This is a genomic window from Burkholderia sp. MR1-5-21, from assembly GCF_053427715.1.
In genome coordinates, this window is record NZ_JBSAXD010000047.1 from 1 (window position 1) to 24968 (window position 24968).

At 66.2% G+C, this 24968-nt stretch carries 23 protein-coding genes; 2 read left to right on the plus strand and 21 right to left on the minus strand.

All coding sequences use genetic code 11. The features are described 5' to 3' along the window. Positions 1–60: 60 nt before the first annotated feature. From ACV229_RS37500 to ndk, 17 genes are all read right to left on the minus strand, one after another. Entirely contained in the window at positions 61–1980 is a 1920-nt protein-coding gene (locus tag ACV229_RS37500) for a potassium transporter Kup (RefSeq protein WP_448088099.1), read from the minus strand. 255 nt (positions 1981–2235) lie between these two features. Continuing rightward, positions 2236–2826 (minus strand): phosphoribosyltransferase, encoded by a 591-nt coding sequence (locus ACV229_RS37505; protein ID WP_448076316.1) that lies wholly within the window; start codon positions 2824–2826, stop codon positions 2236–2238. A gap of 6 nt (positions 2827–2832) precedes the next feature. Next, entirely contained in the window at positions 2833–4179 is a 1347-nt protein-coding gene (locus tag ACV229_RS37510) for an adenylosuccinate synthase (protein ID WP_448088100.1), read from the minus strand. A gap of 112 nt (positions 4180–4291) precedes the next feature. Further along, positions 4292–5440, minus strand: coding sequence for an ATP phosphoribosyltransferase regulatory subunit (locus tag ACV229_RS37515; RefSeq protein WP_448088101.1), 1149 nt, complete (start codon positions 5438–5440; stop codon positions 4292–4294). Between the two features lie 97 nt (positions 5441–5537). After that, positions 5538–5729, minus strand: a complete 192-nt coding sequence (locus ACV229_RS37520) for a DUF2065 domain-containing protein (protein WP_448076313.1) — start codon at positions 5727–5729, stop codon at positions 5538–5540. 36 nt (positions 5730–5765) lie between these two features. Next, on the minus strand, positions 5766–6665 hold the full coding sequence (gene hflC, locus ACV229_RS37525; RefSeq protein WP_448088102.1) for a protease modulator HflC: 900 nt from the start codon (positions 6663–6665) through the stop codon (positions 5766–5768). A gap of 15 nt (positions 6666–6680) precedes the next feature. Next, a complete protein-coding gene (gene hflK, locus ACV229_RS37530) occupies positions 6681–8027 on the minus strand; it encodes an FtsH protease activity modulator HflK (protein ID WP_448088103.1) in 1347 nt (448 codons plus the stop codon). 47 nt (positions 8028–8074) lie between these two features. Continuing rightward, a complete protein-coding gene (hflX, locus tag ACV229_RS37535; protein WP_448088135.1) occupies positions 8075–9238 on the minus strand; it encodes a GTPase HflX in 1164 nt (387 codons plus the stop codon). Positions 9239–9310: 72 nt separating this feature from the next. Then, a complete protein-coding gene (gene hfq, locus ACV229_RS37540; RefSeq protein WP_006399927.1) occupies positions 9311–9550 on the minus strand; it encodes an RNA chaperone Hfq in 240 nt (79 codons plus the stop codon). A gap of 142 nt (positions 9551–9692) precedes the next feature. Further along, positions 9693–11030 carry a ribosome biogenesis GTPase Der gene (gene der / locus ACV229_RS37545; protein ID WP_448088104.1) on the minus strand — a complete coding sequence of 446 codons (1338 nt, stop codon included), beginning with the start codon at positions 11028–11030 and terminating at the stop codon, positions 9693–9695. A gap of 245 nt (positions 11031–11275) precedes the next feature. Beyond that, positions 11276–12421, minus strand: a complete 1146-nt coding sequence (gene bamB, locus ACV229_RS37550; RefSeq protein ID WP_448088105.1) for an outer membrane protein assembly factor BamB — start codon at positions 12419–12421, stop codon at positions 11276–11278. 41 nt (positions 12422–12462) lie between these two features. Then, a complete protein-coding gene (locus tag ACV229_RS37555) occupies positions 12463–13092 on the minus strand; it encodes a YfgM family protein (RefSeq protein ID WP_448088106.1) in 630 nt (209 codons plus the stop codon). A 55-nt stretch (positions 13093–13147) separates the two neighbouring features. Further along, the gene (hisS, locus tag ACV229_RS37560; protein ID WP_448088107.1) at positions 13148–14488 is read right to left on the minus strand and encodes a histidine--tRNA ligase; all 1341 of its coding nucleotides are present in this window, start codon (positions 14486–14488) and stop codon (positions 13148–13150) included. Positions 14489–14504: 16 nt separating this feature from the next. Next, entirely contained in the window at positions 14505–15809 is a 1305-nt protein-coding gene (gene ispG / locus ACV229_RS37565; RefSeq protein ID WP_448088108.1) for a flavodoxin-dependent (E)-4-hydroxy-3-methylbut-2-enyl-diphosphate synthase, read from the minus strand. 76 nt (positions 15810–15885) lie between these two features. Continuing rightward, entirely contained in the window at positions 15886–16929 is a 1044-nt protein-coding gene (locus ACV229_RS37570; RefSeq protein WP_448088109.1) for a helix-turn-helix domain-containing protein, read from the minus strand. Between the two features lie 168 nt (positions 16930–17097). After that, on the minus strand, positions 17098–18237 hold the full coding sequence (rlmN, locus tag ACV229_RS37575) for a 23S rRNA (adenine(2503)-C(2))-methyltransferase RlmN (RefSeq protein ID WP_448088110.1): 1140 nt from the start codon (positions 18235–18237) through the stop codon (positions 17098–17100). A gap of 56 nt (positions 18238–18293) precedes the next feature. Beyond that, positions 18294–18719, minus strand: coding sequence for a nucleoside-diphosphate kinase (ndk, locus tag ACV229_RS37580; protein ID WP_011352265.1), 426 nt, complete (start codon positions 18717–18719; stop codon positions 18294–18296). Between the two features lie 249 nt (positions 18720–18968). Here ndk and ACV229_RS37585 point away from each other — a divergent pair, with 249 nt between their 5' ends. Next, positions 18969–19664: a Bax inhibitor-1/YccA family protein gene (locus tag ACV229_RS37585; RefSeq protein ID WP_448076302.1), complete on the plus strand. Its 696-nt coding sequence runs from the start codon at positions 18969–18971 to the stop codon at positions 19662–19664. A 64-nt stretch (positions 19665–19728) separates the two neighbouring features. Here the strand turns inward: ACV229_RS37585 and rlmD are convergent, their stop codons facing one another. Then, positions 19729–21033, minus strand: coding sequence for a 23S rRNA (uracil(1939)-C(5))-methyltransferase RlmD (gene rlmD / locus ACV229_RS37590; RefSeq protein WP_448088136.1), 1305 nt, complete (start codon positions 21031–21033; stop codon positions 19729–19731). 312 nt (positions 21034–21345) lie between these two features. On the opposite strand from rlmD, the gene ACV229_RS37595 reads away from it, so the two are divergent. Beyond that, a complete protein-coding gene (locus ACV229_RS37595; RefSeq protein WP_448088111.1) occupies positions 21346–22200 on the plus strand; it encodes an endonuclease/exonuclease/phosphatase family protein in 855 nt (284 codons plus the stop codon). Between the two features lie 15 nt (positions 22201–22215). Here the strand turns inward: ACV229_RS37595 and ACV229_RS37600 are convergent, their stop codons facing one another. From ACV229_RS37600 to ACV229_RS37610, 3 genes are read right to left on the minus strand one after another with little or no spacing between them, the layout of a single operon-like run. After that, positions 22216–22992 (minus strand): 3'-5' exonuclease, encoded by a 777-nt coding sequence (locus ACV229_RS37600; protein ID WP_448088112.1) that lies wholly within the window; start codon positions 22990–22992, stop codon positions 22216–22218. A 3-nt stretch (positions 22993–22995) separates the two neighbouring features. Then, the gene (gene rpoS, locus ACV229_RS37605) at positions 22996–24075 is read right to left on the minus strand and encodes an RNA polymerase sigma factor RpoS (protein WP_448088113.1); all 1080 of its coding nucleotides are present in this window, start codon (positions 24073–24075) and stop codon (positions 22996–22998) included. Between the two features lie 11 nt (positions 24076–24086). Further along, positions 24087–24965 carry a peptidoglycan DD-metalloendopeptidase family protein gene (locus ACV229_RS37610; RefSeq protein ID WP_448088114.1) on the minus strand — a complete coding sequence of 293 codons (879 nt, stop codon included), beginning with the start codon at positions 24963–24965 and terminating at the stop codon, positions 24087–24089. Between the last annotated feature and the right edge of the window lie 3 nt (positions 24966–24968).

Here is a 24968-nt window from a genome sequence, read left to right on the forward strand (position 1 = left end):
GCCTGACGGCGGGCTTTTTTTCGTTCCGGCGGCGGGCGGGACGCTCGCCCCGCCGTCGCGTCAGATTTCGATCTTCGTGCCGAGCTCGACCACGCGGTTCGCCGGAATCGCGAAGAAGTCGGTCGGCTTCGCGGCGTTCTGGTGCATCCACGCGAACACGCGCTCACGCCAGATCGACATGCCCGGCAATTGCGTCGGCACGACCGTTTCGCGCGCGAGGAAGAACGACGTATCCATCAGCTCGAACGTCATGTCGTGCGTGCGGCCGAATTCTTCCAGTACCGCCTTTACATCGGGCGTTTCGTTGAAACCGTATTCCGCCTTCACGACGTACAGGCCGCCGCCCGCATCGCGCGAACTCAGCCGCTTGTCGTCGCGCACGTACGGGATGTCGCGCGTGACGAACGTGAGGAAGATGGTCCGCTCGTGCAGCACCTTGTTGTGCTTCAGGTTGTGCAGCAGGCTGACGGGCACGAGCTTGTCGTTGCCGGTCAGGTAGATCGCGGTGCCCGACACGCGGTGCGGCGGATGCGCGAGCAGCCCCTGCAGGAAGGGGTCGAGCGGAATACCGTCGGCCGCCGTGCGCTCCTTGACGATGTGGCGCCCCTTGTACCAGGTCATCAGCAGGAAGAACAGCAGCGCACCGATGCCGAGCGGCAGCCAGCCGCCCTGCGCGACCTTCAGCAGGTTCGCGCCGAAGAAGCCGAGGTCGACCGCGAGGAACACGGTAATGATTGCGCCGACCAGCAGCTTGTTCCAGTTCCACACCTTCACCATCACGACGGCCGCGAGCACGGTCGTGATCACCATCGTCGCGGTCACTGCGATGCCGTAGGCCGCCGCCAGGTTGTCCGAGCTCTTGAAGCCGATCACGATGCAGAGGATCACGAACAGCAGCAGCCAGTTCACGACCGGCACGTAGATCTGGCCGATCGCCAGTTCGGACGTATGCAACACTTTCATGCGCGGCACGTAGCCGAGCTGGATCGCCTGCGACGTCAGCGAATAGGCGCCGGAAATCACCGCCTGCGACGCGATCACGGTCGCGACCGTCGACAGCACGACGAGCGGCAGCAGCCCCCAGTCGGGCGCCAGCAGGAAGAACGGGTTCTCGATCGCCTTCGGATCCTGGATCAGCAGCGCACCCTGCCCGAAATAGTTGAGCACGAGCGACGGCATCACGAGCCCGTAGGCGGCGAGGCGGATCGGCTTCGCACCGAAATGCCCCATGTCCGCGTAGAGTGCTTCCGCGCCGGTCAGCACCAGCACGACGGAACCGAGCACGACGTAGGCCTGCAGCAGGTGCGCCGACATGAACGACACCGCGTAATACGGGTTGATCGCCGCGATGATGCCCGGCACGCGCACGATGTGGTACACGCCGAGCGCCGCGATCACGACGAACCACAGCACCATGATCGGGCCGAACAGCTTGCCGACCGTCGCGGTGCCGTGACGCTGGATCCAGAACAGCGCGATAAGGATCACGATCGTGATCGGCAGCACGAGATGCGACAGATGCGGGGTCGCGATCTCGAGACCTTCGACCGCCGACATCACCGAGATCGCCGGCGTGATCACCGCGTCGCCGTAGAACATGCACGCGCCGAAGATCCCGAGCGCCATCAGCGCGCCCGCGACGCGGGTCTTCGAGTCGAGCGGCCGCAGCGACAGCGCCATCAGCGCCAGCACGCCGCCTTCGCCGTTGTTGTCGGCGCGCATCACGAACAGCAGGTACTTGATGCCGACCACCAGGATGATGGCCCAGAAGAGCAGCGAGATCACGCCGAGGATCGAGCCTTCCGTGAGCGGAATGCCATGCGCGGGGCTGAATGCCTCCTTCAGCGAATACAGCGGACTCGTGCCGATGTCGCCGAACACCACGCCGATGGCAGCGATCGCGAGTGCCTGCATCGAATGTTGTTGCGTCGTTGAGTGCGGCGCGTGGATCGCGTTGGGCGCGTGGGTCGTGTCGTTCATATGAAGCGAAATAATCGGGTCCGATTCGGACAAAACGAGCGCTATTCTACCCACACATGCCGGAAACGCCGCCCTGTCCTGTTGCCGCGAAGCCACGTGACCCACACCGCGCATGCAACGCGGCGCGAGCTGTGGCAGGGCTGCCATCATAGCCGCGGCAGCGGTATCTGCCTACCCTCGGCCGCGGCCCACCCATAAAAAACGGCGCCGCAAGCGGCGCCGTGAAAGGGTCTCCAGCGATCGGCAGACAGGCGCTTATGCGCCGCCGCCATTACGCTGCGCGTTGCCGCGCTTGATCCAGGCCTCGAGATTGTGCGGGCGAACCGTGTCCCACTCTTCGAACGGCTGATGGATCCACGGATTCGTCGGCAGAAACTGCACGTGATAGTCCGGCTTCACTTTCGAGCAACCCTTGTACCAGAGCACCGCCGAGCGCACGGCCGTGACGGCCGGATAGCGCTCCTTCAGGTGCTCCTGCACGCGCGCGAGCGTGACGCCGGAATCGACGAGGTCGTCGACCAGCAGCACGTTGCCCGCGAGGTGGCCGCGCGTCATCGTGATGTACTGCGCGATGTCGAGATCGCCCTGCTCGCGGCCGGCCGCTTCCCGATACGAGCTGGTCGCGAGGATCGCGAGCGGCACGTCGTAGATGCGCGACAACTGGTCGCCAACGCGCAAACCGCCGCGTGCGAGACACAGGATCTGGTCGAACTTCCAGCCCGATTCATGCACCTGGAGTGCGAGCAGCTCGATCAGGCGGTGGTACTCGTCCCAACCCACCCAGAGGTTCTTGTCGTCGTTGCGCGGATCGGACATGACAAGCGAAGTCGTAATTTGCTGCGTCATCAAGCGTTACACCTTGAACGGATGGCGGAGCAGAATCGTCTCGTCGCGATCCGGACCGGTCGACACCATGTCGATCGGCACGCCGGCCACTTCCTGAACGCGGGTCAGGTACGCACGGGCATTCGCCGGGAGCGCATCCCACGAATTGATGCCGACGGTGCTTTCCTTCCAGCCGGCGAACGTCTCGTACACGGGCTCGCAGCGTGCGACATCGGCCGCGCCGCGCGGCAGGATGTCCGCATCGTTGCCGTCGATCTTGTAGCCGACGCACAGCTTGACCTCGTCGAGGCCGTCGAGCACGTCGAGCTTCGTCATGCACAGGCCCGACACGCCGTTGATCTGGATCGAACGGCGCAGCGCAGCGGCATCGAGCCAGCCGGTGCGGCGCGGACGGCCCGTGACCGAACCGAATTCCTTGCCGACGTTCGCGAGCGTGATGCCGATCTGGTCCTGGCGCTTCGGGTTGTCCGCATCGTACAGCTCGCTCGGGAACGGGCCCGAACCGACACGCGTGCAATACGCCTTCGTGATGCCGAGGATGTAGTTGAGCTTCTGCGGGCCGACGCCCGCGCCAGCCGCCGCCGCACCCGCAACGCAGTTGCTCGACGTGACGAACGGATAGGTACCGTGATCGATATCGAGCAGCGTGCCTTGCGCGCCTTCGAACAGCAGGTTCTCGCCCGCGTTGTTCGCGTCGTACAGGCGGCGCGACACGTCGGCCACCATCGGCTTCAGGCGGTCTGCATAGCCGAGCATCGTGTCGAGCGTGGCCTGGAAGTCGACCGCCGCACCGCCCAGGTACTGGGTCAGCACGAAGTTGTGGAAGTCGAGGTTTTCGCGCAGGCGATCGGCGAAGGTCTTGGCGTCGAACAGGTCCTGCACGCGCAGCGCGCGGCGGCCGACCTTGTCTTCGTAGGCCGGGCCGATGCCGCGGCCGGTCGTGCCGATCTTGCCCGCGCCCTTGCGCGCTTCACGCGCCTGATCGATCGCGATGTGATACGGCAGGATCAGCGTGGTCGCTTCGGAAATGAACAGACGCTCGCGCACGTTCAGGCCGGCCTCTTCGAGTTCGCCGATTTCCTTGAACAGTGCCTCGGGAGACAGGACGACGCCGTTGCCGATGTAGCAGGCGACGCCTTCACGCATGATGCCCGACGGGATGAGGCGCAAGATGGTCTTCTTGCCGCCGATGATGAGGGTGTGGCCGGCGTTGTGGCCGCCCTGGAAACGCACGACGCCTTGAGCGTGGTCCGTCAGCCAGTCGACGATCTTGCCTTTGCCTTCATCACCCCATTGAGTCCCCACGACGACGACATTGCGCCCGGGAGTCACATTCACTGCGCTGGCAGACATGTTGATTCGTTAGCTGGTTAAAAACGTATTCTACCTATGTTCGCGGGCGATTCCGAATTTTTCCGTTTCGCTTCAACGATATGGACGCCAAACCACGGCCCGCGAACGCCTTTTAACGGGGTTCGACCACCCATGCGCCGCTGCGCTCGACGAGCGAGCGGTCGCACGCGAACTCGTCGAGCACATGGTCGTGCCCCGGCAGCGCCTGGATCACGACCTCGCCGGCGTCGCGCAACGCGGCGACGGCTGCGCGCAGCGCGTCGTCCTGCGCCCACGGCGCGAGGATCGCGGTGCCGCGCGCCTCGACGGGCGAGATCCGCGCGATTTCGCGCAGGTCGAGCGAGAAGCCGGTCGCCGGACGCGCGCGGCCGTACGCCTGCCCCACGTGGTCGTAACGGCCGCCGCGGGCAACCGCGTTCGGCACGCCGTCGACGTACGCCGAGAACATCGCGCCGCTGTGGTACGCATAGCCGCGCAGGTCGGCCAGGTCGATCGCCACTTCGGCGTCCTTCACTTGCGCCGCGAGCTGCGCGAGATCGTCGAGCGCGCGGGTGATTTCCGGCAGCGCCGGCAGCTTCGCGCGCGCCTCGTCGAGCACGCTCGCATCGCCGTACAGGTGCGGCAGCGCGCGCAGCGCGGCGCGCGTGTCGGCGCCGAGATCGTCGGTCAGCTCGTTCAGCAACGGCACGTCCTTGCCCGCCAGCGCATCGTAGAGCGCCTCGCCGCGCTCGGCCGCCTGCGCGTCGCGCGCAAACAGCGCCGCGAGCACGCCGGCGTGGCACAGATCGAGACGGATCTTCGACAGGCCGGTCAGGTGGAGCGCGTCGAGCATCAGCTGCTGGATCTCGAGATCGGCTTCGAGGCCCGCGTGTCCGTAGATCTCCGCACCGATCTGGATCTGCTCGCGCGTCGCATGCAGGCCGCGCGGACGCGTATGCAGCACGTTGCCCGCGTAGCAGAGGCGCGTCACGCCCTGGCGGTTCAGCAGGTGCGCGTCGATGCGGGCGACCTGCGGCGTGATGTCCGCGCGCAGGCCGAGCGTGCGCCCCGACAGCTGATCGACGAGCTTGAAGGTGCGCAGGCGCAGATCGTTGCCGCCGCTCGTCAGCAGCGACTCGAGGTATTCGAGCAGCGGCGGCATCACCATTTCGTAGCCGTACGAACGGAAGCGGTCGAGCAGCCTGCGGCGCAGCTCCTCGATCTTGCGCGCTTCCGACGGCAATACGTCGGCGATATTCTCGGGAAGTAACCAGGTCGACATCGTTACGGTCCTACGACAGGAAACATGGTGCGCGACACGCGCACCGCGGGTTGAATCGGATTCGAGTGGAAGCGGACGGGCCGGTACGCCGTCCGGATCAGGTGGCGAGCAGCAGCAGCGTGAGCCCGAGCACCATCACGATCAGCCCGCCGATCCGGATATGATGCGGCGGCCGCTCCGCTATTCTACGAAACGTGTCCCGCCAGGCGACGGGAAAAACGAAGGGGAACGCACCCTCGATGATCAGCATCAGCGCAACTGCGAGCAACAACGAGCCAGCCAGGTCCATGCGAGCGACGGCGCCGCGCGATGCGGCGCCCCAAGGTCAGTGTTTGCGGGGAGCGGACGCCGCCGGTGCGGTACCGCCGGTCGGGCTGCGCATGAAGCGGAAGAACTCGCTGTCGGGATCGACGACGATGATGTCGTTGCGCTTGAAGGTGTTCCGGTAGGCCTGCAGGCTCGCGTAGAACTGGTAGAACTGCGGATCGCGGCCGAATGCGTCGGCGGCGATCGTCGCGGCCTTCGCATCGCCCTCGCCCTTGATCGTCTGGGCGGACTTGTATGCATTCGCGAGCACGGCCTGCTGCTCGCGCTCCGCGTCGGCCTTGATCTGCTCGACGTCCGCCGCACCTTCGGCGCGAACCTGCTCGGCCTGGCCATGCAGCGCCGCGATCATCCGCTGATATGCGGCATCGGCCTGCGCAGCAGGCAGATCGACACGCGTGAGCTGCACGTCGACCACGTCGACGCCGAACGCGGACGCCTTTGCCTGCAGCGCGCCGCGGGCCGCATCGGCGATCACGCGCTGCCCGCCGATCGCATCGTCGAGCGCGTGCTGGCCGACCGCGTCGCCCAGCGCCGCCTTCATCGCGGCGGTCAGCCGGTCGGCCGCCTCGGACGGCTCGCCGCCCGTCGTGACGAAATACTTCATCGGATCGGCAATCCGGTACTTGACCGCGTAGCCGACGAGCAGGTCGTGCTTGTCGGCGGTCGCGAACTGCAACGGATCGGCCGACTCGAGCGTCTGCAGGCGGGTGTCGACCAGCGTCGCCGTCTGCAACGGCGGCGGCAGCTTGAAATGGACGCCCGGACCGGCCAGCGACGGCTCCGCGCCCGAACGGCCGGACAACACGGCCATGTGGCGCGGATCGACGGTCAGCACGGTCGAGGACGCGGCAAACGCGGCGATCACGATCGCGACGACAAGCGCAATGATTCGATTCATGACACGCGCTCCCCGTTACTTCAGATCGTCTTCGCGCGACCGGCTGCGGAACGCCTCGCGCGATCGCAGCACATCGCTGCCGGGCGCCGGTGCGGCCGCCGCCGCGCTCGCAGGCGCAACGGCCGCGGGCGCCGGGCTTGCAGCCGCGGCGGAAGCGGCATCAGCCGCGGATGCGCCGGCCGCCGGCGCGGCGTTCGCCGCGCCCTGACGGCCCTGCTCGACCAGCTTGTCGAGCGGGAGGTACAGCACGTTGTTGCCGCCCTTGCTGCCGACGAAGACCTTCGTCGAATTCGAATAGATTTCCTGCATGGTCTCCAGGTACATCCGTTCGCGGATCACGGCCGGCGCCTTCGAATACTGCGCATAGACCTGCTTGAACCGCTCTGCGTCGCCTTCGGCCTGCGTGACGACGCGATCCGCATACGCTTTCGCGTCGTCGACAAGCTTCGCGGCATCGCCCTGCGCCTTCGGCAGCAGGTCGTTCGCATACGCCTGCGCGACACGCTTCGCCGCTTCGCGCTCATCCCGCGCCTTCGCCACTTCGGCGTAGGCAGCCTGCGTCTGCTCCGGTGCGGCGATGCTCTGCATCGTCACGCCGGTTACCTCGAGGCCCGTCTGGTAGCGGTCGAGATCACGCTGGATCGCTTCGGTCAGCTGCTGACGCAGCGCGTCGCGATCCTGGCTCAGGATGTCCGTCGCACTGCGCGTGCCGACGATCGCACGCACTGCGGCCTGCGCGGCCTGCGACACGCTGCGCTCGGGATCGACGCTGCGGAACAGGTAGTCGGTGGCCGAGCGGATCCGGTACTGGACGGAAAAGCGCACGTCGACGATGTCGGCGTCGCGCGTGAGCATCGACGCCTCCTTGACGTTCGCGAGACGCACGACGTTGTTGCGGCCCACCTCGATCGAACGGACCTGCGACGTGTCGACGATTTCATGCGATCCGAACGGATACGGCGCGCGCCAGTGCACGCCCTGGCCGACGGTGTCGGCAACGCGGCCGAGCCGCAGTACGACGCCCGTCTGGCCTTCCTGCACGACGAACAGGCCGCTGCCCGCGTAGACCGCGGCGAGCACGCCGATCACGATGCCGACGCCGACCCGTGCCGCGCGGCCGTTGTCCGGACGGAAACCGTTGCCGCCCTTGCCGCCGAACAGGCCGCTCAGGCGCCGGTTGAAGTTGCGCCACATTTCATCGAGATCGGGTGGGCCCTCGCCGTCTCCGCCTGGGGGGCGCTTCGATTCGTTCGCGCGGGGCTGGGTCCCGCCATTGCCTTCGCCACGTCCCCAGCGGGGATCGTTGATCGACAGCAAGGCGCGCATCCGCCGCCCGTTACTCCGCTCGTTGTATTCGTTCACCAGAGTTTGTTCACCAGATTGGACGCCGGCGAACCGGCCGGGACCGGTTAGCGCCCGTGTTCGGAAAGCGTGTGGTCTTCGTGTGATTCTGCGGGCGTGCCGTCGAACGGCATCGCGCCCGAAAGGTGTTCCGCGGAAGCGATCTCGGCGATGGCGGCGCGCAGCGCGTCCAGACCCTGACCGGTGCGCGCGCTCAAAAAGACGCGCGAAATATTACCATACTCGTCCCGCTCGACCGCGTCGCCACGGGCTGCCAGCTCGGGCACGTTGTCGATCTTGTTGAACACCAGAATCTGCCGGACCGTGTCCGCGCCGATCTCGTGCAGCACGCCGTTGACCTGTTCGATCTGCTCGAGACGCACCGCGCTCGACGCATCGACGACGTGCAGCAGCAGGTCCGCGTGGATCGTTTCCTCGAGCGTTGCCCGGAAAGCTGCCACGAGCTGGTGCGGCAGTTCGCGAATGAAACCGACCGTGTCCGACACGACGATCTGACCGACGTCGTCGCCGAGGTACACGCGCCGCGACGTCGTATCGAGCGTCGCGAACAGCTGGTCGGCCGCATAGGCCTGCGCTTTCGTCAGCGCATTGAAGAGCGTCGATTTGCCCGCGTTCGTGTAGCCGACGAGCGACACCGACATCATGCCGCTGCGCGCGCGCTGGCGGCGCTGCGTGTGATGCTGCCGGCGCAGCCGATCGAGCCGCGCCTTCAGCATCTTGATGCGTTCGCCGATCAGCCGGCGGTCGGTTTCGAGCTGCGTTTCGCCAGGGCCGCGCAGGCCGATACCGCCCTTTTGCCGCTCGAGGTGGGTCCACGCGCGGATCAGCCGGGTCGACAGGTATTGCAGCTGCGCGAGTTCGACCTGCAGCTTGCCTTCGTGGCTGCGCGCGCGCTGCGCGAAGATGTCGAGGATGAGACTCGTGCGGTCGACCACCCGCCTGTTAAGCGCGCGCTCCAGATTGCGTTGCTGGGCTGGCGCAAGGGCGTGGTTGAAGATGACGATTTCGACGTCGTTGGCTTCGCAGGCAAGCCGCAATTCCTCGGCTTTGCCGCTGCCGACGAACATCGCGGCATCGGGACTGGACCGGCGGCCGGTCAGGGTGACGGCGGGATGCGCACCCGCGCTGGATGCGAGAAGACTGAGTTCTTCGAGACTGGCTTCGAAATCGGTCTTGCCGAAATCGATGCCGACGAGCGCTGCGTTGATCAAATTATCGGGTGTCAAGATTTGGCGGCTGGCATCGGTCGCACGCGGCGACCGGATGCCGGCCGCGGCGATAGGTTAGGACGAAGCTTCCGCGTCCGGGTGGAAATTCACCGGGCGCGCCGGCACGACCGTCGAGATGGCATGCTTGTAGACCATCTGGGTCACCGTATTACGGAGCAACACGACGTACTGGTCGAACGATTCGATGTTCCCTTGGAGCTTGATGCCGTTGACGAGATAAATCGAAACGGGGACATGCTCCTTGCGCAGTGCGTTCAGAAACGGGTCTTGTAACAATTGCCCTTTGTTGCTCATGGCGTACTCCATCTTTTTTTGCAGGTTGATCTGGATTGGCGACGAAGAAAAAGAGATCCGCCGCCAATCGCTACACTATAGCCGATTTTGCCTGCCCCGCCCGGGCCTAGGCCATACGGCCTACCCCTTGCGGGACGTGCGTTCAGCTCTTGTCCGCGTACGGGTTGTTCGACGAACGGAACTCTATGCGCAATGGAGTCCCGATCAGGGAGAAAGTTTCGCGGAAACGGTTCTCCAGGTAGCGCTTGTAGGTTTCGGTCACGGCATCGAGCGCGTTGCCGTGGATCACGATGATCGGCGGATTCTGGCCACCCTGGTGCGCGTAGCGCAGCTTCGGACGTACCGGACCGCGGCGGCGCGGCTGCTGGAACTCGACTGCCTCGATCAGCGCGCGCGTGAGCTTCGGCGTCGGCAGCTTCGCCATCGCCGCCGCGTACGCGTCGTCGACCGAGCGCATCAGCGTGCCGATGCCGGTCTTCTTCGCCGCGGAAATGAAGTGCGACTTCGCGAAGTCGAGGAACTTCAGCTTGCGGGTCAAATCCGCTTTCGCGCGCTCGCGCGCGTGCTCGTCGAGCCCGTCCCATTTGTTGACGCCGATCACGAGCGCACGGCCCTGCTCGACGACGAAGCCCGCGATGTGCGCGTCCTGGTCGGAAATGTCCTGCTGCGCATCCAGCAGAAGAATGACGACGTTCGCGTCGGAAATCGACTGCAGCGTCTTCACGACCGAGAACTTCTCGATCGCCTCGAACACCTTGCCGCGGCGGCGCAGGCCAGCCGTGTCGATCAGCGTGTATTTCTTGCCGTTACGCTCGAAGTCGACATAGATCGAGTCGCGCGTCGTGCCCGGCATGTCGAATGCGATCACGCGGTCTTCGCCGATCAGCGCGTTGACGAGCGTCGACTTGCCGACGTTCGGCCGCCCGACGATCGCGATCTTGATGCCGCGCGACGGATCGTCCTCGTCCGCTTCTTCCGGCTGGTCCGCGTAGGCGACTTCGAGCGCCTCGTTGATCATGTCGGTCACGCCGTCGCCGTGCGCGGCCGAGATCGCACGCGGATCGCCGAGCCCGAGCTCGTAGAAGTCGGTCGCGACCGCCGTGTACTTCATCCCCTCGGCCTTGTTGACGACGAGGAAGATCGGCCGGCCGGTCTTGCGCAGGTAGTCGGCGATCGACTTGTCCTGCGGCGCGAGCCCGTTGCGGCCGTCGACGATGAATACGACGACGTCGGCCTCCTCGACCGCCTGCCGCGTCTGGCGCGCCATCTCGTGCAGGATGCCGTCCTTCGCGACCGGCTCGAAGCCGCCCGTGTCGACGACGAGATACGGCCGCGCGCCGACGCGCCCTTCGCCGTAATGGCGATCGCGCGTCAGGCCCGGCAAGTCGGCCACCAGCGCATCGCGCGAGCGCGTGAGCCGGTTGAACAGCGTGGATTTCCCCACATTGGGGCGCCCAACGAGGGCAATGACCGGTTTCATCTGTGTAGTCTACGGTGAGGCGCAGCAGCGGGAGGCCCGCTGCTGCGGGCGGCTGCGCTGAATGAAAATATCACGAATTCGCGCCGCGCCGGATGCGCGCGCCAGGCGCGCACTGCGCGCCGTCATGCTTTCGTTTCGAACTGCCTTTCAAATACCGAGCGGCCGGGGACACCGGCCGCCTTCGTGTGACGCGCGGGCACGGCATACGGGACCTGCCCGCGCCGCGACCCGCGCGTCGTTGCGCGTCAGCGCGGACGGAAGCCGTACAGGCCGCCGTCCTTCGTCTGCACGACGAGCGTGTTGCCCGCGAGGACCGGCGCCGCCGTGATCGGGCTGCCGTCGGTCTTCAATCGCGCGATGAACGTGCCGTCTTCGCGCGACAGGAAATGCACGTAACCCTGGTAGTCGCCCATCACGACAGCATGGCCGAGCAGGTACGGGACGCCGACGTCACGGCTCTTCAGCTTCTCGTTGCGCCAGAGCTGGTTGCCGCTCGCCGCATCGTATGCCGTCACGACCGACCAGTCGTCGCCACCCGCGACGACCGAATCGTCCTGCGCGAGGCCGCTGCGGCTCGAGAACGACTTTTCCCACAGCGGACGGCCCGAGTTCGCGTCGAAGCAGCCGAGCTGACCCTGGAACGTCACCGCGCAGGTTTCGGCGCCGACGAGCGTCGGCGGACCGCTGACGTCGTTGATGCGCTCGACTTCCGTCACGCCCTTCGGGAACGACACGGGCGTCTGCCAGTACGGCTCGCCCGTCTGCACGTTGATCGCGACGAGGCCGCCGCCCGGGAAACCCGCCAGCACCGCGGCATCGCCCGCGAACGTCATGCCCGCCGATACGCGCAGGTTGAGCGGCACCGCGCGGTTGCGGTAGTTCCACTTCTGTTCGCCCGTCTGCGAATCGAACGCGATCACCTGGCCGTCGATCGTGCGGACCACCACGAGACCGTTGCCGACGAGCGGCGGCGAGAAGATCTCGCCCTGCACGGACGTCTTCCACAGCAGCTTGCCGTCCTGGCCGAGCACGAACACGCCGCCCTTCAGCGCGCCGACCGCGGTCAGGTTGCCGTCGCTGCCGACGCCGGCCGACAGGTCCGAATCGAGCTTGGTGCGCCACAGCGTCTGGCCGGTCTTCGCGTCGATCTTCTCGACCGAGCCGTTCGCGCCGGCCGCATACACGGCATCGCCCACCGCCACCGGCGAGAACAGGTAGCGACCGCCCTTGCCGACGCTCGCCTTCCAGACCTGTTGCACGTCGAGGACAGATTTGAACTCGGTGAGCGGCGTCGGCACGCGACGCGCGTCCTTCGTTGACGAGCAGGCCGCCAATGCCAGGACGGCCGCCGCGCAGGCAACGGGCACAGCGTAACGTTTCAGCAAATTCATCGGTTAGCGAAGCAAAGTTAAGAGGTTGAGGGGGCCGGCACTCAGCCGCCGAGCGCGTCCAGCTTGAACTGCACGAGCTGGCGCGCCGACTGGTCTTCCTTGGGCAGGCTGTCGAGCGCGAGCTTGTACGCGCTGCGCGCGTCGTCGGCCTTGCCTTGTGCCGCGAGCAGATCGCCGCGGCGATCGGCCACGAGGCCCTTGAACGCATCGACCGGCGTGCCCGACAGCAGCGCGAGCCCCGCGTCGTACGCCTTCTCGTCGAGCAGCAGCGACGCGAGGCGCAGCTTCGCGATCTGCTTGTACTCGTCGTCCTTCGCGTGATCGGCCGCCCATTGCAGCTGCGCCTTTGCACCGGCGGTATCACCCGCGGCGTACAGCACCTTCGCGGCCGCGAGCGCCGTCATCTGCGCATACGGCGTACCGCCGTACTTGTCTTCCATGTCGGCGGCGGCGCGGGCCATCGTCGCCTTGTCGTTTGCCGCGGCGGCCTTCTGCACCTGCTCGTACAGCCCGGACGCCTGCACGGCCTGGCGACGCTGCCAGAAGTTCCAGCCGTTGAAACCGGCTGCGACGACGAGCGCCGCGAGGACGATCCACGTGGTGAGGTTGCCCCAGCGGGCCCACCACGCCTTGAGGCTTTCAATCGATTCTTGTTCGTCGTGATAACTCATCGGCGAGCGATTCCTTCCTGTTCAGGCCTTTGTTGTCGAGCGAACGCCGGCGCGATCAGTCGTCGCCGTCTTCGGCGGATGCAACCATCGCATTGATTAGGAATTCGGTCAAGCTTTCGACCGGTACGGTCTGCTGAACGTTCTTTTCCCCATCGTCGCCCGTGCCGCGCAGCGCTTTCACGCCCGCCGTGCCGTTCGCGATCTCTTCTTCGCCGAAGATCACCGCGAATGCAGCGCCGCTTGCGTCGGCACGCTTCATCTGCGACTTGAAGCTCGCCGGCGCGCCGTCAGCGCTGCAGTGGAAGATCACGTCGAGGCCCGTGTCGCGCAGACGCTCGGCCGCGATGAACGCCTGCTCGCGCGCCGCTTCGCCCTGGTGCACGATGTAGACGTCGACGCCGTCCTGATCCGGTGCGAGCTCCTCCTCCTTCAGCAGCTCGAGAATGCGCTCGATGCCCATCGCCCAGCCGCACGCGGCGGTCGGCTTGCCGCCGAGCTGCTCGATCAGCGGATCGTAGCGGCCGCCGGCCGCCACCGTGCCCTGCGCGCCGAGCTTGTCGGTGACCCACTCGAACACGGTCAGATTGTAGTAATCGAGACCGCGCACGAGACGCGGGTTGATCGTGAACGGAATGTTGTTCGCCTTCAGCAGGCGCTGCAGCCCGTCGAAGTGCGCGCGCGACTCGTCGCCGAGGAAGTCGATCAGCTTCGGCGCGTTCTGCGCGATTTCCTGCAGCGCGGGATTCTTCGTGTCGAGCACGCGCAGCGGGTTCGTATACAGGCGGCGCTGCGCGTCGGCGTCCAGCGCGTCGACGTGCTGCTCGAGGTACTTGATCAGCTCGACGCGGTGCGCCGCGCGTTCTTCCGCGAGGCCCAGCGAGTTGATCTCGAGCTTGATGCCGGTCAGGCCGAGGTCATCCCACAGGCGCTGGCACATCATGATGATTTCCGCATCCGCGTCCGGGCCCGCGAAGCCGAGCGCCTCGACGCCGACCTGGTGGAACTGGCGGTAGCGGCCGCGCTGCGGACGCTCGTGGCGGAACATCGGCCCGATGTACCACAGGCGCTTCGGGCCGTCGTACAGCATGTTGTGCTCGATCGCCGCGCGCACGACGGCCGCGGTGTTTTCCGGACGCATCGTCAGGTGCTCGCCGTTCAGCGCGTCGGTGAAGCTGTACATCTCCTTCTCGACGATGTCCGTGACCTCGCCGATGCCGCGCGTGAAGAGCTGCGTGTGCTCGACGATCGGCGTGCGGATGTTCTGGTAGCCGTAGGCGCGCAACAGCGACTTCACGGTGGCTTCGAAGAATTCCCACAGGCCGGCATCCTGCGGGAGGATGTCGTTCATACCCTTGACGCCCGCGAGCTTCTCGATCTTGCGTTTTTGTTCAGTCATCGTGTGTGTTGACGAATTAGTTCAGTGCCGCAGCGCGGCCGTAGGTGCGTTCGACGTAATCGCTGACGATCTGCTGGAATTCTTCGGCGATGCGTTCGCCGCGCAACGTCTTGGCCTTCACGCCGTCGATGAAGACAGGCGCGGCCGGGTTCTCGCCCGAACCCGGCAGGCTGATGCCGATGTTCGCGTGCTTCGATTCGCCCGGGCCGTTGACGATGCAGCCCATCACCGCGACGTTCATCGTCTCGACGCCCGGATAGGTCTTGCGCCAGACCGGCATCTGCTCGCGCAGGTAGGTCTGGATCTGCATCGCGAGTTCCTGGAACAGCGTGCTCGTCGTGCGGCCGCAGCCCGGACAAGCAATCACCATCGGCGCGAACGAACGCATGCCCATCGTCTGCAGGATCTCCTGGCCGACGACCACTTCACCCGTGCGCGGCGCGCCCGGCTCCGGCGTCAGCGAGATGCGGATCGTGTCGCCAATGCCTTCCTGCAGCAGCACGCCGAGCGCTGCCGTCGATGCGACGATACCCTTCGAACCCATGCCCGCCTCGGTCAGCCCGAGGTGCAGCGCGAAGCCGCAGCGGCGCGCGAGTTCGCGGTATACGGCGATCAGGTCCTGCACGCCGCTCACCTTGCACGACAGCACGATGCGGTCGCGGCCGAGGCCCAGTTCGACCGCGCGCTCGGCCGAGCCGATCGCCGACTGGATCAGCGCTTCGTACATCACGCTCTGCGCGTCCCACGGTTCCGTGCGCGCGCCGTTCTCGTCCATCATGCGGGCGAGCAGGTCCTGGTCGAGGCTACCCCAGTTCACGCCGATCCGCACCGGCTTGTCGTACTTGATCGCCGCTTCGATCATCTGCGCGAACTGCGTATCGCGCTTCGCGCCCTGGCCGACGTTGCCGGGGTTGATCCGGTACTTCGACAGGGCTTCCGCGCAGCCGGGATAGTCGCGCAGCAGCAGATGACCGTTGTAATGGAAATCGCCGACGAGCGGCACCGTCACGCCCATCCGGTCGAGCTGCTCGCGGATCGCCGGCACGGCTGCCGCTGCCTCTGGCGTGTTGACCGTGATGCGCACCAGCTCGGAGCCCGCGTTCGCGAGTTCCTTGATCTGGATCGCGGTACCGATCGCGTCCGCGGTATCGGTATTCGTCATCGACTGCACGCGCACCGGCGAGTTGCCGCCGATCGTCACGAGCTGCCCGCCCCAACGGACATTCACCGCATGCGACACGCGACGCGGCGCATGCCCGCCGAACACCGGCTCGGTTGAACAAATCTGACTGCTGCGTGGGGATTGAGCTTCGGATTGCATCGATAGATCCATTTACGCGGAATGCGCCGCAACGCAGCACATGAATTGAAAAAGCGCCGTGCCACGGCGCTTGACGTCAGGGCAACGTGAACCGAGCCACGTTCCCCCGCGCTGCCGAATATTTTGCCGGATCGACGGGTTTGCCGTCGAACGCGATCGTGTCGAGGCCCGCCTTGTTGCCGATCGTGACCTTGAGCGGGCCGTCGCCCGCAACCTGCTTCGTTTCGCCGGCGCGTACCAGCGCCGAGAACAGCTCCTTGCCGCTCTTGTCGCGCACGCTGAACCAGCAGTCCTGCTTGACCTTCAGTTCGACGACCGACTGGCCTGCCGCGACCACGACGCTCGCCGGCTCGGCGACTGCCGCGCTCGCGGCCGCCATTGCCATGCTCGCCGCCGGCGCCGCCGCAGCGGGCTGCGACACCGGCGCGGCCGGCGCCGGCGCAGCCGACGCCACCGTTTGCGGCGCTGCCGCGGCGGCACCGGACGCCGCACCCGACGTCCCGACCGGAGCCGAAACCTGATTGGCGATGACCGACGATGCGGCGGCCGCACTCGCTTCGCCAGTGGACGACGCCGCCGCAACCGGCGCCTGCGCAGCGGAGGCGCCTTGCGCATCGCCACCCTTGAAGCGCGCGAGCCAGTTCGACGAATCGCCGCCAGTGTGCCACATCGCCGCGGCGATCACCGCGACGACGGCGGCAGCCGTTCCCCACATCCACGGCCGATGGCGCGACGAGCCGCCGAGCGGAATCGACACGCGCCCGCGCGGCAGATCCGTCCCCGACGACGCCGGCATCGACAGATCCACTTCCTGCACGCCGCGCTCGCGGCGCAGCGCCTGCGCGAACGGCTCCGGATCGACGCCGAGCATCTTCGCGTAGCTGCGCACGACGCCGAGCGCAAACGTCACGCCGGGCAGATGGCTGATGTCGCCCGCCTCGAGCGCCCGCAGCTTCGGCGGTGCGACCTTGAGCCGCGCCGACACGTCATCGACCGTCCAGCCCTTCGCCTCCCGAAGCTGCGCCAACCGGCTCCCGACGGCCGCCAGCGACTCCAGCCCGGCCGTTGCCGGCTTGCCGGCGTTCGTCTCTGCACCGTTTGACGGCTGCGGCTCACTCATCCTTGTCCTCGCGTCGATTCTTCTTCACTGGCGGGCGTTGCCGGCTCCTGCCGGTGCGGCGCCCGCGCGCCGTCCATACACCATGCGCGGCGCACCTGGCGCCGCGACCGATCGCTATTCGCGTGTTGTACCGCCAAAAAGCCCGGGCATCCCCGCCGGGTATCCCCGTTATACCGCCCGGACCTCGATAATTTTCCCTGCTGTCCCCGTCCGTTCCGCGAGGCGCGTGCGATCCTTCACGGCGCCGGCCAGCTGGCCGCACGCGGCGTCGATGTCGTCGCCGCGCGTCTTGCGCACCGTCGTGACGACGCCCGCATCGATGAGCACTTGCGCGAAGCGCTTGATCTGTTCCGGCTTGGAACGAATGAGCCCCGACTCCGGAAACGGATTGAACGGGATCAGATTGAACTTGCACGGGACGTCTCGCGTGACCGCGAGCAGTTCGCGCGCATGCGCTTCGGTGTCGTTGACGCCGTCGAGCATGCAGTATTCGAACGTGATGAAGTCGCGCGGCGCCACTTTCAGATAGCGCTGGCACGCGGCCATCAGTTCGCGAAGCGGATGCTTCTTGTTGAGCGGCACCAGTTCGTCGCGCAGCGCATCGTTCGGCGCATGCAGCGACACGGCCAGCGCGACCGGCAGTTCGGCCCCGAGGCGGTCCATCATCGGCACCACGCCGGACGTCGACAGCGTGACGCGGCGGCGCGACAGGCCGTACGCGTTGTCGTCGAGCATCAGCCGCATCGCGGGCACGACCGCGCTGTAGTTCAGAAGCGGCTCGCCCATGCCCATCATCACCACGTTGGTGATCACCCGTTCAGCCTTGCCGTTCGGGCCGGGCGCGCGACCGAGCGACGCACGCAATGCAAATTCGGCCATCCGCAGCTGGCCGATGATTTCACCCGTCGACAGGTTGCGGGAGAAGCCCTGCTTGCCCGTCGAGCAGAAGCGGCAGTTGACCGCGCACCCCGCCTGCGACGACACGCACAGCGTGCCGCGCGTCTCTTCCGGGATGAACACGGTTTCGACCGCATTGCCGTTTCCGACGTCGATCAGCCACTTGCGCGTGCCGTCGGCGGAAACGTGATCGCTGGCGATATCCGGCATCGCGATCGTGGCGCGGCCCTTGAGCTTTTCCCTCAGGGACTTCGCGAGATCGGTCATGCCGTCGAAATCGCCGGCGTTGTATTGGTGGATCCAGCGCTGCAACTGCTTGGCGCGGAACGGCTTCTCGCCAAGGCTGCCGCAGTACGCGACAAGGCCCTCGGCGTCGAAGTCGAGAAGATTGACGGAAGTTTCGCTCGTCATGGTGCCCTGCCTTGCCGCGTGCGCTGAATCCTGCCTGCCTGAATGTCAGTCAGTGCTTAACGCGAGTAGACGTTCATTTCCGGGAAGAAGAACGCGACTTCGACGGCTGCCGTTTCCGCAGCGTCCGAGCCGTGCACCGCGTTTGCGTCGATGCTGTCGGCGAAGTCTGCGCGGATCGTGCCCTTTTCGGCCTTCTTCGGATCCGTCGCGCCCATCAGGTCGCGGTTCTTCAGGATCGCGCCTTCGCCTTCCAGAACCTGGATCATCACCGGACCCGAGATCATGAAATCGACGAGGTCCTTGAAGAACGGACGCGCTGCGTGGACCGCGTAGAACTTCTCAGCGTCGGCACGCGACAGGTGCGCCATGCGCGATGCGACGATCTTCAGGCCGGCGCCTTCGAAACGGCTGTAGATCTGGCCGATCACGTTCTTTGCCACCGCATCCGGCTTGATGATCGACAGGGTGCGCTCGATTGCCATAAAAACTCCAAGAAATTAAGAAGTTACACTTCCAAATGAATCCGCTATTGTAGCACGATCCCGTGTATCATTGCGATTGAACCCTTACACGCATGAAAGGTTCAAAATCCATAAGTTTTGCGCCGGCCGACCATTGAAACCTCCCGGCGCGGAACGTATCTTAGCCATAGCTGCACCGGTTTGCTGCGCCGCACACCGCGCGCGCCAGACCGGCCCCGGACGCCCACGCGTTCAATGTTAGGAGAAACCATGAACGACTCGTACAATTTCGGCCGCGGCGGTACCGTCAGCACCGTCGAGGTTCGCAATCGCGTGCTGCGGAACACCTACTGGCTGCTCGCGCTATCGATGGTGCCGACGGTGCTGGGCGCGTGGGTCGGCGTCGCAACCGGCTTCTCGCTGTTCGCCGCCACCAGCCCGACGATGAGCCTCCTCGCGTTCTTCGCGATCGCGTTCGGCTTCATGTTCGCGATCGAGCGCACGAAGAACAGCGCAGCCGGCGTGTTCGTGCTGCTCGGCTTCACGTTCTTCATGGGCCTGATGCTGTCGCGCCTGCTCAGCTTCATCCTCGGTTTCTCGAACGGCCCGTCGCTGATCATGCTCGCGTTCGGCGGCACCGGCATCATCTTCGCCGCGATGGCGACGATCGCCACCGTCAGCAAGCGCGACTTCTCCGGGCTCGGCAAGTGGCTGTTCATGGGCGTGATCGTGATCCTGCTGGCTTCCGTCGCGAACATCTTCCTGCAGCTGCCCGCACTGATGCTGACCGTGTCGGTGCTCGCGATCGCGATCTTCTCCGCGTACATGCTGTTCGACGTCCAGCGCGTCGTGAACGGCGGCGAGACGAACTACATCACCGCGACGCTCGCAATCTACCTCGACCTCTACAACGTGTTCACGAACCTGCTCGCGCTGCTCGGCATCTTCGGCGGCAACCGCAACTGACGTTTCCTCCGTTGCAAAAAAACCGGCCCAAGGGCCGGTTTTTTCATGCCCGCCGCCCGCGCGGTCAGTCGCGCTCGAACAGCGCGATCGATTCGACGTGCGACGTATGCGGAAACATGTTGACGACGCCTGCGCCCTTCAGCCGGTAGCCGGCCTCGTGCACGAGCAGGCCCGCATCGCGCGCGAGCGTCGACGGGTTGCACGATACGTAGACGATCCGGCGCGGCAGCGGCCCTTCGCCGCTCTGCGCGATGTCCGCCAGCGCCTTCGATACCGCGAGCGCACCCTCGCGCGGCGGATCGATCAGGAACTTGTCGAACGCACCGAGCGCACGGATGTCGTCGGCCGTCACTTCGAACAGGTTCCGGCAAGCGAACGTCGTGTGGCCGTCGACGCCGTTTTCGCGCGCATTCGCGAGCGCGCGCGTCGTCAGCGTGTCGCTGCCCTCGATGCCCATCACCTCGCGCGCGAGACGCGCGAGCGGCAATGTGAAGTTGCCGATCCCGCAGAACAGGTCGAGCACGCGGTCGTCGCGCGACGGCGCGAGCAGGCGCAGCGCGCGGCCGACCAGCACCCGGTTGATCTGGTGGTTCACCTGCGTGAAGTCGGTCGGCTTGAACGGCATGCGGATGCCGAACTCGGGCAGCGTGTAGTCGAGCGGCACGTCGAGCGGATAGAACGGCGTCACCGTGTCCGGCCCCTTCGGCTGCAGCCAGAACTGCACATTGTGCTCGTCCGCAAACGCACGCAGCAGCGCTTCGTCGTCCGCGTTGATCGGCTCCAGCACGCGCAGCACGAGCGCCGTGACCTGGGAGCCGACCGCCAGTTCGATCTGCGGCATCCGGTCGCGAATCGACAACCCCTCGACCAGCCGGCGCAGCGGCACGAGCATCGCCGACACGTGCGGCGGCAGCACCTCGCAGCTCGTCATGTCGGCGACGTAGCTGCTCTTCTTCTCGTGGAAGCCGACCAGCACGCCGCCCTTCTTCACGACGTTGCGCACCGTGAGGCGCGCGCGGTAGCGATAGCCCCACGACGGGCCGTGGATCGGCGAGAACACCGTCTCCGCCCGCAGCTTCGCGAGATGCCACAGGTTGTCCTCGAGCACGCGCTGCTTGATCGCCACCTGCGCACGCATGTCGAGATGCTGCATCGAGCAGCCGCCGCAGGTGCCGAAGAACTTGCATTTCGGCTGCGTGCGCATCACGCTCGGGCGCAGGATATCCACAACCTGCGCCTGCTCGTAGCTCGGCTTGCGGCGGTAGCTCGAATAGGTCACGCGTTCGCCGGGCAGCGCGCCCTCGACGAAGATGACCTTGCCCGGCTCGCCATCCTCGGTCGTCACGCGGCCGACACCGCGCGCTTCCATGTCGAGCGATTCGATCTCGAGAACCGGGGCGCTATCGGGCGCGGCGGGCACGCTTTTCAACTTGCGCGCAGAAGTGGGGGCGGCTTCAGACACCAGCTTTTCCTGACAAACGTTGAAGAAGGCGAGATTGTAGACGATGGACCGCCTCGCCGGCTCTGCATGGGACCCGAGTAAGCGCTGAAGCGCCAACTCCGATCGACCGCGAAGCATGAATCGGAGTAAGCGCTGAAGCGCCGACTCCGATCGACCGCGAAGCATGGGATCGGAGTAAGCGCTGAAGCGCCAACTCCGATCGACACAGGAGATTCGAGCATGCGACTGATCGACTGGAACATTCAATGGGGTCGGGACGCGGATGGCGCCGTCGACCTGCCCCGCACGATCGCCGCCGCGCGCCAGCTCGGCGATTTCGACGTGCTGTGCCTGCAGGAAGTCACCCGCGGATTCGGCGCGCTGGCCGGCCACCCTGGCCCCGACCAGTTCGCGGAACTCGCCGCGCTGCTGCCCGGCTACACGATCGTCGAGGCGATCGGCGCCGACTTGCCGCCCGCCGCGCCCGGCGCACCGCGCCGCCAGTTCGGCAACGCCATCGCCGCCCGCCTGCCGGTCGGACGCGTGATGCGCCAGTTGCTGCCATGGCCGGCGGACGATGCCACACCGTCGATGCCGCGCGTCGCGCTCGAGGTCGAGCTGACGACCGCGTCCGGCCCGCTGCGCGTGACGACCACCCATCTCGAATATTATTCCGCGCGGCAGCGGCGCGCACAGGTCGACGCACTTCGCGACCGGCATCGCGAAGCCTGCGCGCACGCCGATCGCCCCGCGCGGGCCGAGAATGAGAATGGCCCGTTCAGCGGAACCGCGCAGCCGCGCGATGCGATCGTCTGCGGCGACTTCAACAGCGCATACGGCAGCGACGCATATCGGCGCCTCATCGAACCGCTCGACGACGCGCCGTGCTTCGTCGACGCGTGGACCGCGCGCCATCCGGGGCTCACGCCGCCGCCGACGGCCGGCGTATACGACACCGTGCAATGGTCCGAAGGGCCGCTCGCGTGCGATTTCGTGTTCGTCACGGACACGCTGCTGCCACGCGTCACGCGATGCGAGATCGACGGCGACACGCGCGCGTCCGATCACCAGCCGATCGTGCTCGAACTGGATTGACCGGCTTGACCGGCGCTATGCGTCGAATGCGGCCAGATACTCGGCCCAGTGCGCCGCGGGCTCCTGCGCGAGTGCGTTCTTGACGAGCAGGATCTCGTCCGCGTATTCGCTCGGCGTCAGGCCGCCGCGCATCAGCAGGAACCGGCAATAGAGCAGGTACGTGTTGACGACGTCGGTTTCGCAGTAGTTGCAGATCTCTTCGATGCGCCCGTCGCGGAACGCCGTCCAGACCTGGCTGCCGTCCATCCCGAGCTTGCCGGGAAACCCGCACAGCTTCGCGAGCGCGTCGAGCGGCGCGTTCGCGCGCGCCTGGTACATCGCGAGCACGTCCATCAGGTCGGTGTGCCGCGAGTGATAGCGCGAGATGTAGTTGTTCCACTTGAAGTCGCGGTCGTCCTCGCCGAGATCCCAGTAGCGGGTCGCGGTGATTCCGTGCACGAGCGCGCGGTAATGGAGCACCGGCAGGTCGAAGCCGCCGCCGTTCCACGACACGAGCTGCGGCGTGTATTTCTCGATCACGCGGTAGAACGACTGGATCAGCGTCGCTTCATCATCCTGCGGCGTACCGAGCGAGCGGACGCGAAAGCCGTTGTTGTCGCGAAACACGCACGAGATCGCCGCGACGCGCTGCAGGTGGTGCGGCAGGAAATCGCTGCCCGTCTTCTCGCGGCGCGCGGCGAACGCATGCTCGGCCACCGCCGCATCGTCGAGCGTCGCAGGCAAATCTTCGAGACGGCGAATGCCGTCGACATCGGGAATCGTCTCGATGTCAAAAACAAGAATCGGAGTCATCAGTTACAGGACGGCGTCCTTGCGAACGCCGTTGGAGGCGAAGAACCGCTTGAGGCGCACCAGCGCTTCCTGCTGGATCTGCCGCACGCGCTCGCGCGTCAATCCCATCTCGTCGGCGAGTTCCTCGAGCGTTGCAGGCTCGATGTGGTTCAGGCCGAAGCGGCGCTCGATCACGTGACGGTGCTTGTCGGACAGACGCGACAGCCATGCGCGCGTGAGCGTCTCGAGCTCGCGGTGCTGCACTTCGGCGTCCGGCGACTGGCTCTGGTCGTCCGGCAGCAGATCGAGCAGACTGCTCGCCGGGTCGAGATCGAGCGGCGCGTCGAGCGACGCCGTATGTTCGTTGAGCGCGAGGATGTCGGTGACTTCCTCGGCGGTCTTGCCGGTGAGGTAGGCGATGTCGTCGATGCTGGCTTCGCGGCGCTCGGCCGCCTCGCCCGTCGACATCGAGTTCTTTTCGAGGTGGCGCTTCGCGCGCAGCACCTGGTTCAGTTCGCGGATCACGTGCACCGGCAGGCGCACGGTGCGGGCCTGGTTCATGATCGCCCGCTCGATGCTCTGCCGGATCCACCACGTCGCGTAGGTCGAGAAGCGGAAGCCGCGCGTCGGATCGAACTTCTCGATTGCGTGCATCAGCCCGAGATTGCCCTCCTCGATCAGGTCGAGCAGCGGCACGCCGCGATTCAGGTAGCCCTTCGCGATGCTGACGACGAGCCGCAGATTGCGCTCGATCATCACCTGCCGCGCCTCGAATTCGCCGGCCTTCGCCAGGCGGGAATAGCGCTGCTCTTCCTCGACGGTCAGGAGCGGCTTGACGCTGATGCGGTTCAGGTAGTGCTGGATCGTGTCGGCGGTCAGTTCCGCCTGCAGCAACGCCCGAAAATCGTCGAGATCGGGCGCCGCGGTCGCGTTGCCTTCGCGCTCGTCGTCGCCATCCGAATCGGCGTCGCGCGCCTCGAATTCGCGTTCGTTGTCCGCGACGTCGTCTTCGTCGTCGGTCGAAGCGCCAGCCCGCTCCACCTGCGTGGCGCGACTGACTTTCTCAGACTCGGCTTGCGGATCGTGGCGCTTCGATTTCGGCATGTTCGTCTCGGTTATTGAGGCGGCAAGTACTTCAGCGGATCGACAGGTTTACCCTGACGGCGAACCTCGAAATGCAGCATCACGCGGTCGGCATCGCTGTTACCCATTTCGGCGATCTTCTGCCCCTTCGTCACCGCGTCCCCCTCTTTTACCATCAAAGCGCGATTGTGTGCATATGCCGTGAGGTAAGTTGCATCGTGTTTGATGATAATGAGGTTGCCGTAGCCGCGCAGGCCATTGCCCGCGTAGACGACGCGGCCGTCCGCGGCCGCCTTCACGGACTCGCCGGCGGAGCCGCCGATGTTGACGCCCTTGTTCTTCGCGTCGTCGAAATTGTTCAGCACGGGGCCGCGTGCGGGCCACGCGAACGTCACGGGGCCGCTCGGTGCCGCCGTCGTGTCGCTCGATGCAGCCGCGGCAGCCGGCGGCGTGCCGGCCGAAGCGCCAGCCGGCGTGGCCGGGCCGCTGCTGAGCGGCGCGGTCGCGACGGCGCCGCCCATCACCGGCGCGGTGGCCGGCGCACCCGCGACCGCCGCGCCGCCCGGCGGCGCGACGCGCAGCAGTTGATCGACCTCGATCTGATTCGGATTCGCCAGATTGTTCCACGCGGCGATGTCGCGGTAGTTCTGCCCGTTCTCGAGGGCGATCCGGTACAGCGTGTCGCCCGGCTTCACACGGTAATAACCCGGAGGCGGCGGGCCGAGCGGCACCGCCGGCTGCGCGGCCGGCGTCGTGCCGAGCGAACCGGAGCGGTCGACGACGGGCGCGTTATCGAGCCGCGTTGCACAGGCGGCCAGTAGCGTGGTGAACGCAGCCACACAGATCGCGCGCTGGGCGAGCGTGAGCGGTTCCTTGGAACGGTTGTTTTGCATCGCGCGCAACATACTCATCGG

What these genes read in the sequence shown, in the direction of transcription:
- ACV229_RS37500 (WP_448088099.1), bottom strand. Translation starts at nt 1,980, where the DNA reads ATGAACGACACGACCCACGCGCCCAACGCGATCCACGCGCCGCACTCA.
- ACV229_RS37505 (WP_448076316.1), bottom strand. Translation starts at nt 2,826, where the DNA reads ATGACGCAGCAAATTACGACTTCGCTTGTCATGTCCGATCCGCGCAAC.
- ACV229_RS37510 (WP_448088100.1), bottom strand. Translation starts at nt 4,179, where the DNA reads ATGTCTGCCAGCGCAGTGAATGTGACTCCCGGGCGCAATGTCGTCGTC.
- ACV229_RS37515 (WP_448088101.1), bottom strand. Translation starts at nt 5,440, where the DNA reads ATGTCGACCTGGTTACTTCCCGAGAATATCGCCGACGTATTGCCGTCG.
- ACV229_RS37520 (WP_448076313.1), bottom strand. Translation starts at nt 5,729, where the DNA reads ATGGACCTGGCTGGCTCGTTGTTGCTCGCAGTTGCGCTGATGCTGATC.
- hflC (WP_448088102.1), bottom strand. Translation starts at nt 6,665, where the DNA reads ATGAATCGAATCATTGCGCTTGTCGTCGCGATCGTGATCGCCGCGTTT.
- hfq (WP_006399927.1), bottom strand. Translation starts at nt 9,550, where the DNA reads ATGAGCAACAAAGGGCAATTGTTACAAGACCCGTTTCTGAACGCACTG.
- der (WP_448088104.1), bottom strand. Translation starts at nt 11,030, where the DNA reads ATGAAACCGGTCATTGCCCTCGTTGGGCGCCCCAATGTGGGGAAATCC.
- bamB (WP_448088105.1), bottom strand. Translation starts at nt 12,421, where the DNA reads ATGAATTTGCTGAAACGTTACGCTGTGCCCGTTGCCTGCGCGGCGGCC.
- ACV229_RS37555 (WP_448088106.1), bottom strand. Translation starts at nt 13,092, where the DNA reads ATGAGTTATCACGACGAACAAGAATCGATTGAAAGCCTCAAGGCGTGG.
- hisS (WP_448088107.1), bottom strand. Translation starts at nt 14,488, where the DNA reads ATGACTGAACAAAAACGCAAGATCGAGAAGCTCGCGGGCGTCAAGGGT.
- ispG (WP_448088108.1), bottom strand. Translation starts at nt 15,809, where the DNA reads ATGCAATCCGAAGCTCAATCCCCACGCAGCAGTCAGATTTGTTCAACC.
- ACV229_RS37570 (WP_448088109.1), bottom strand. Translation starts at nt 16,929, where the DNA reads ATGAGTGAGCCGCAGCCGTCAAACGGTGCAGAGACGAACGCCGGCAAG.
- rlmN (WP_448088110.1), bottom strand. Translation starts at nt 18,237, where the DNA reads ATGACGAGCGAAACTTCCGTCAATCTTCTCGACTTCGACGCCGAGGGC.
- ndk (WP_011352265.1), bottom strand. Translation starts at nt 18,719, where the DNA reads ATGGCAATCGAGCGCACCCTGTCGATCATCAAGCCGGATGCGGTGGCA.
- ACV229_RS37585 (WP_448076302.1), top strand. Translation starts at nt 18,969, where the DNA reads ATGAACGACTCGTACAATTTCGGCCGCGGCGGTACCGTCAGCACCGTC.
- rlmD (WP_448088136.1), bottom strand. Translation starts at nt 21,033, where the DNA reads ATGGAAGCGCGCGGTGTCGGCCGCGTGACGACCGAGGATGGCGAGCCG.
- ACV229_RS37595 (WP_448088111.1), top strand. Translation starts at nt 21,346, where the DNA reads ATGCGACTGATCGACTGGAACATTCAATGGGGTCGGGACGCGGATGGC.
- ACV229_RS37600 (WP_448088112.1), bottom strand. Translation starts at nt 22,992, where the DNA reads ATGACTCCGATTCTTGTTTTTGACATCGAGACGATTCCCGATGTCGAC.
- rpoS (WP_448088113.1), bottom strand. Translation starts at nt 24,075, where the DNA reads ATGCCGAAATCGAAGCGCCACGATCCGCAAGCCGAGTCTGAGAAAGTC.
- ACV229_RS37610 (WP_448088114.1), bottom strand. Translation starts at nt 24,965, where the DNA reads ATGAGTATGTTGCGCGCGATGCAAAACAACCGTTCCAAGGAACCGCTC.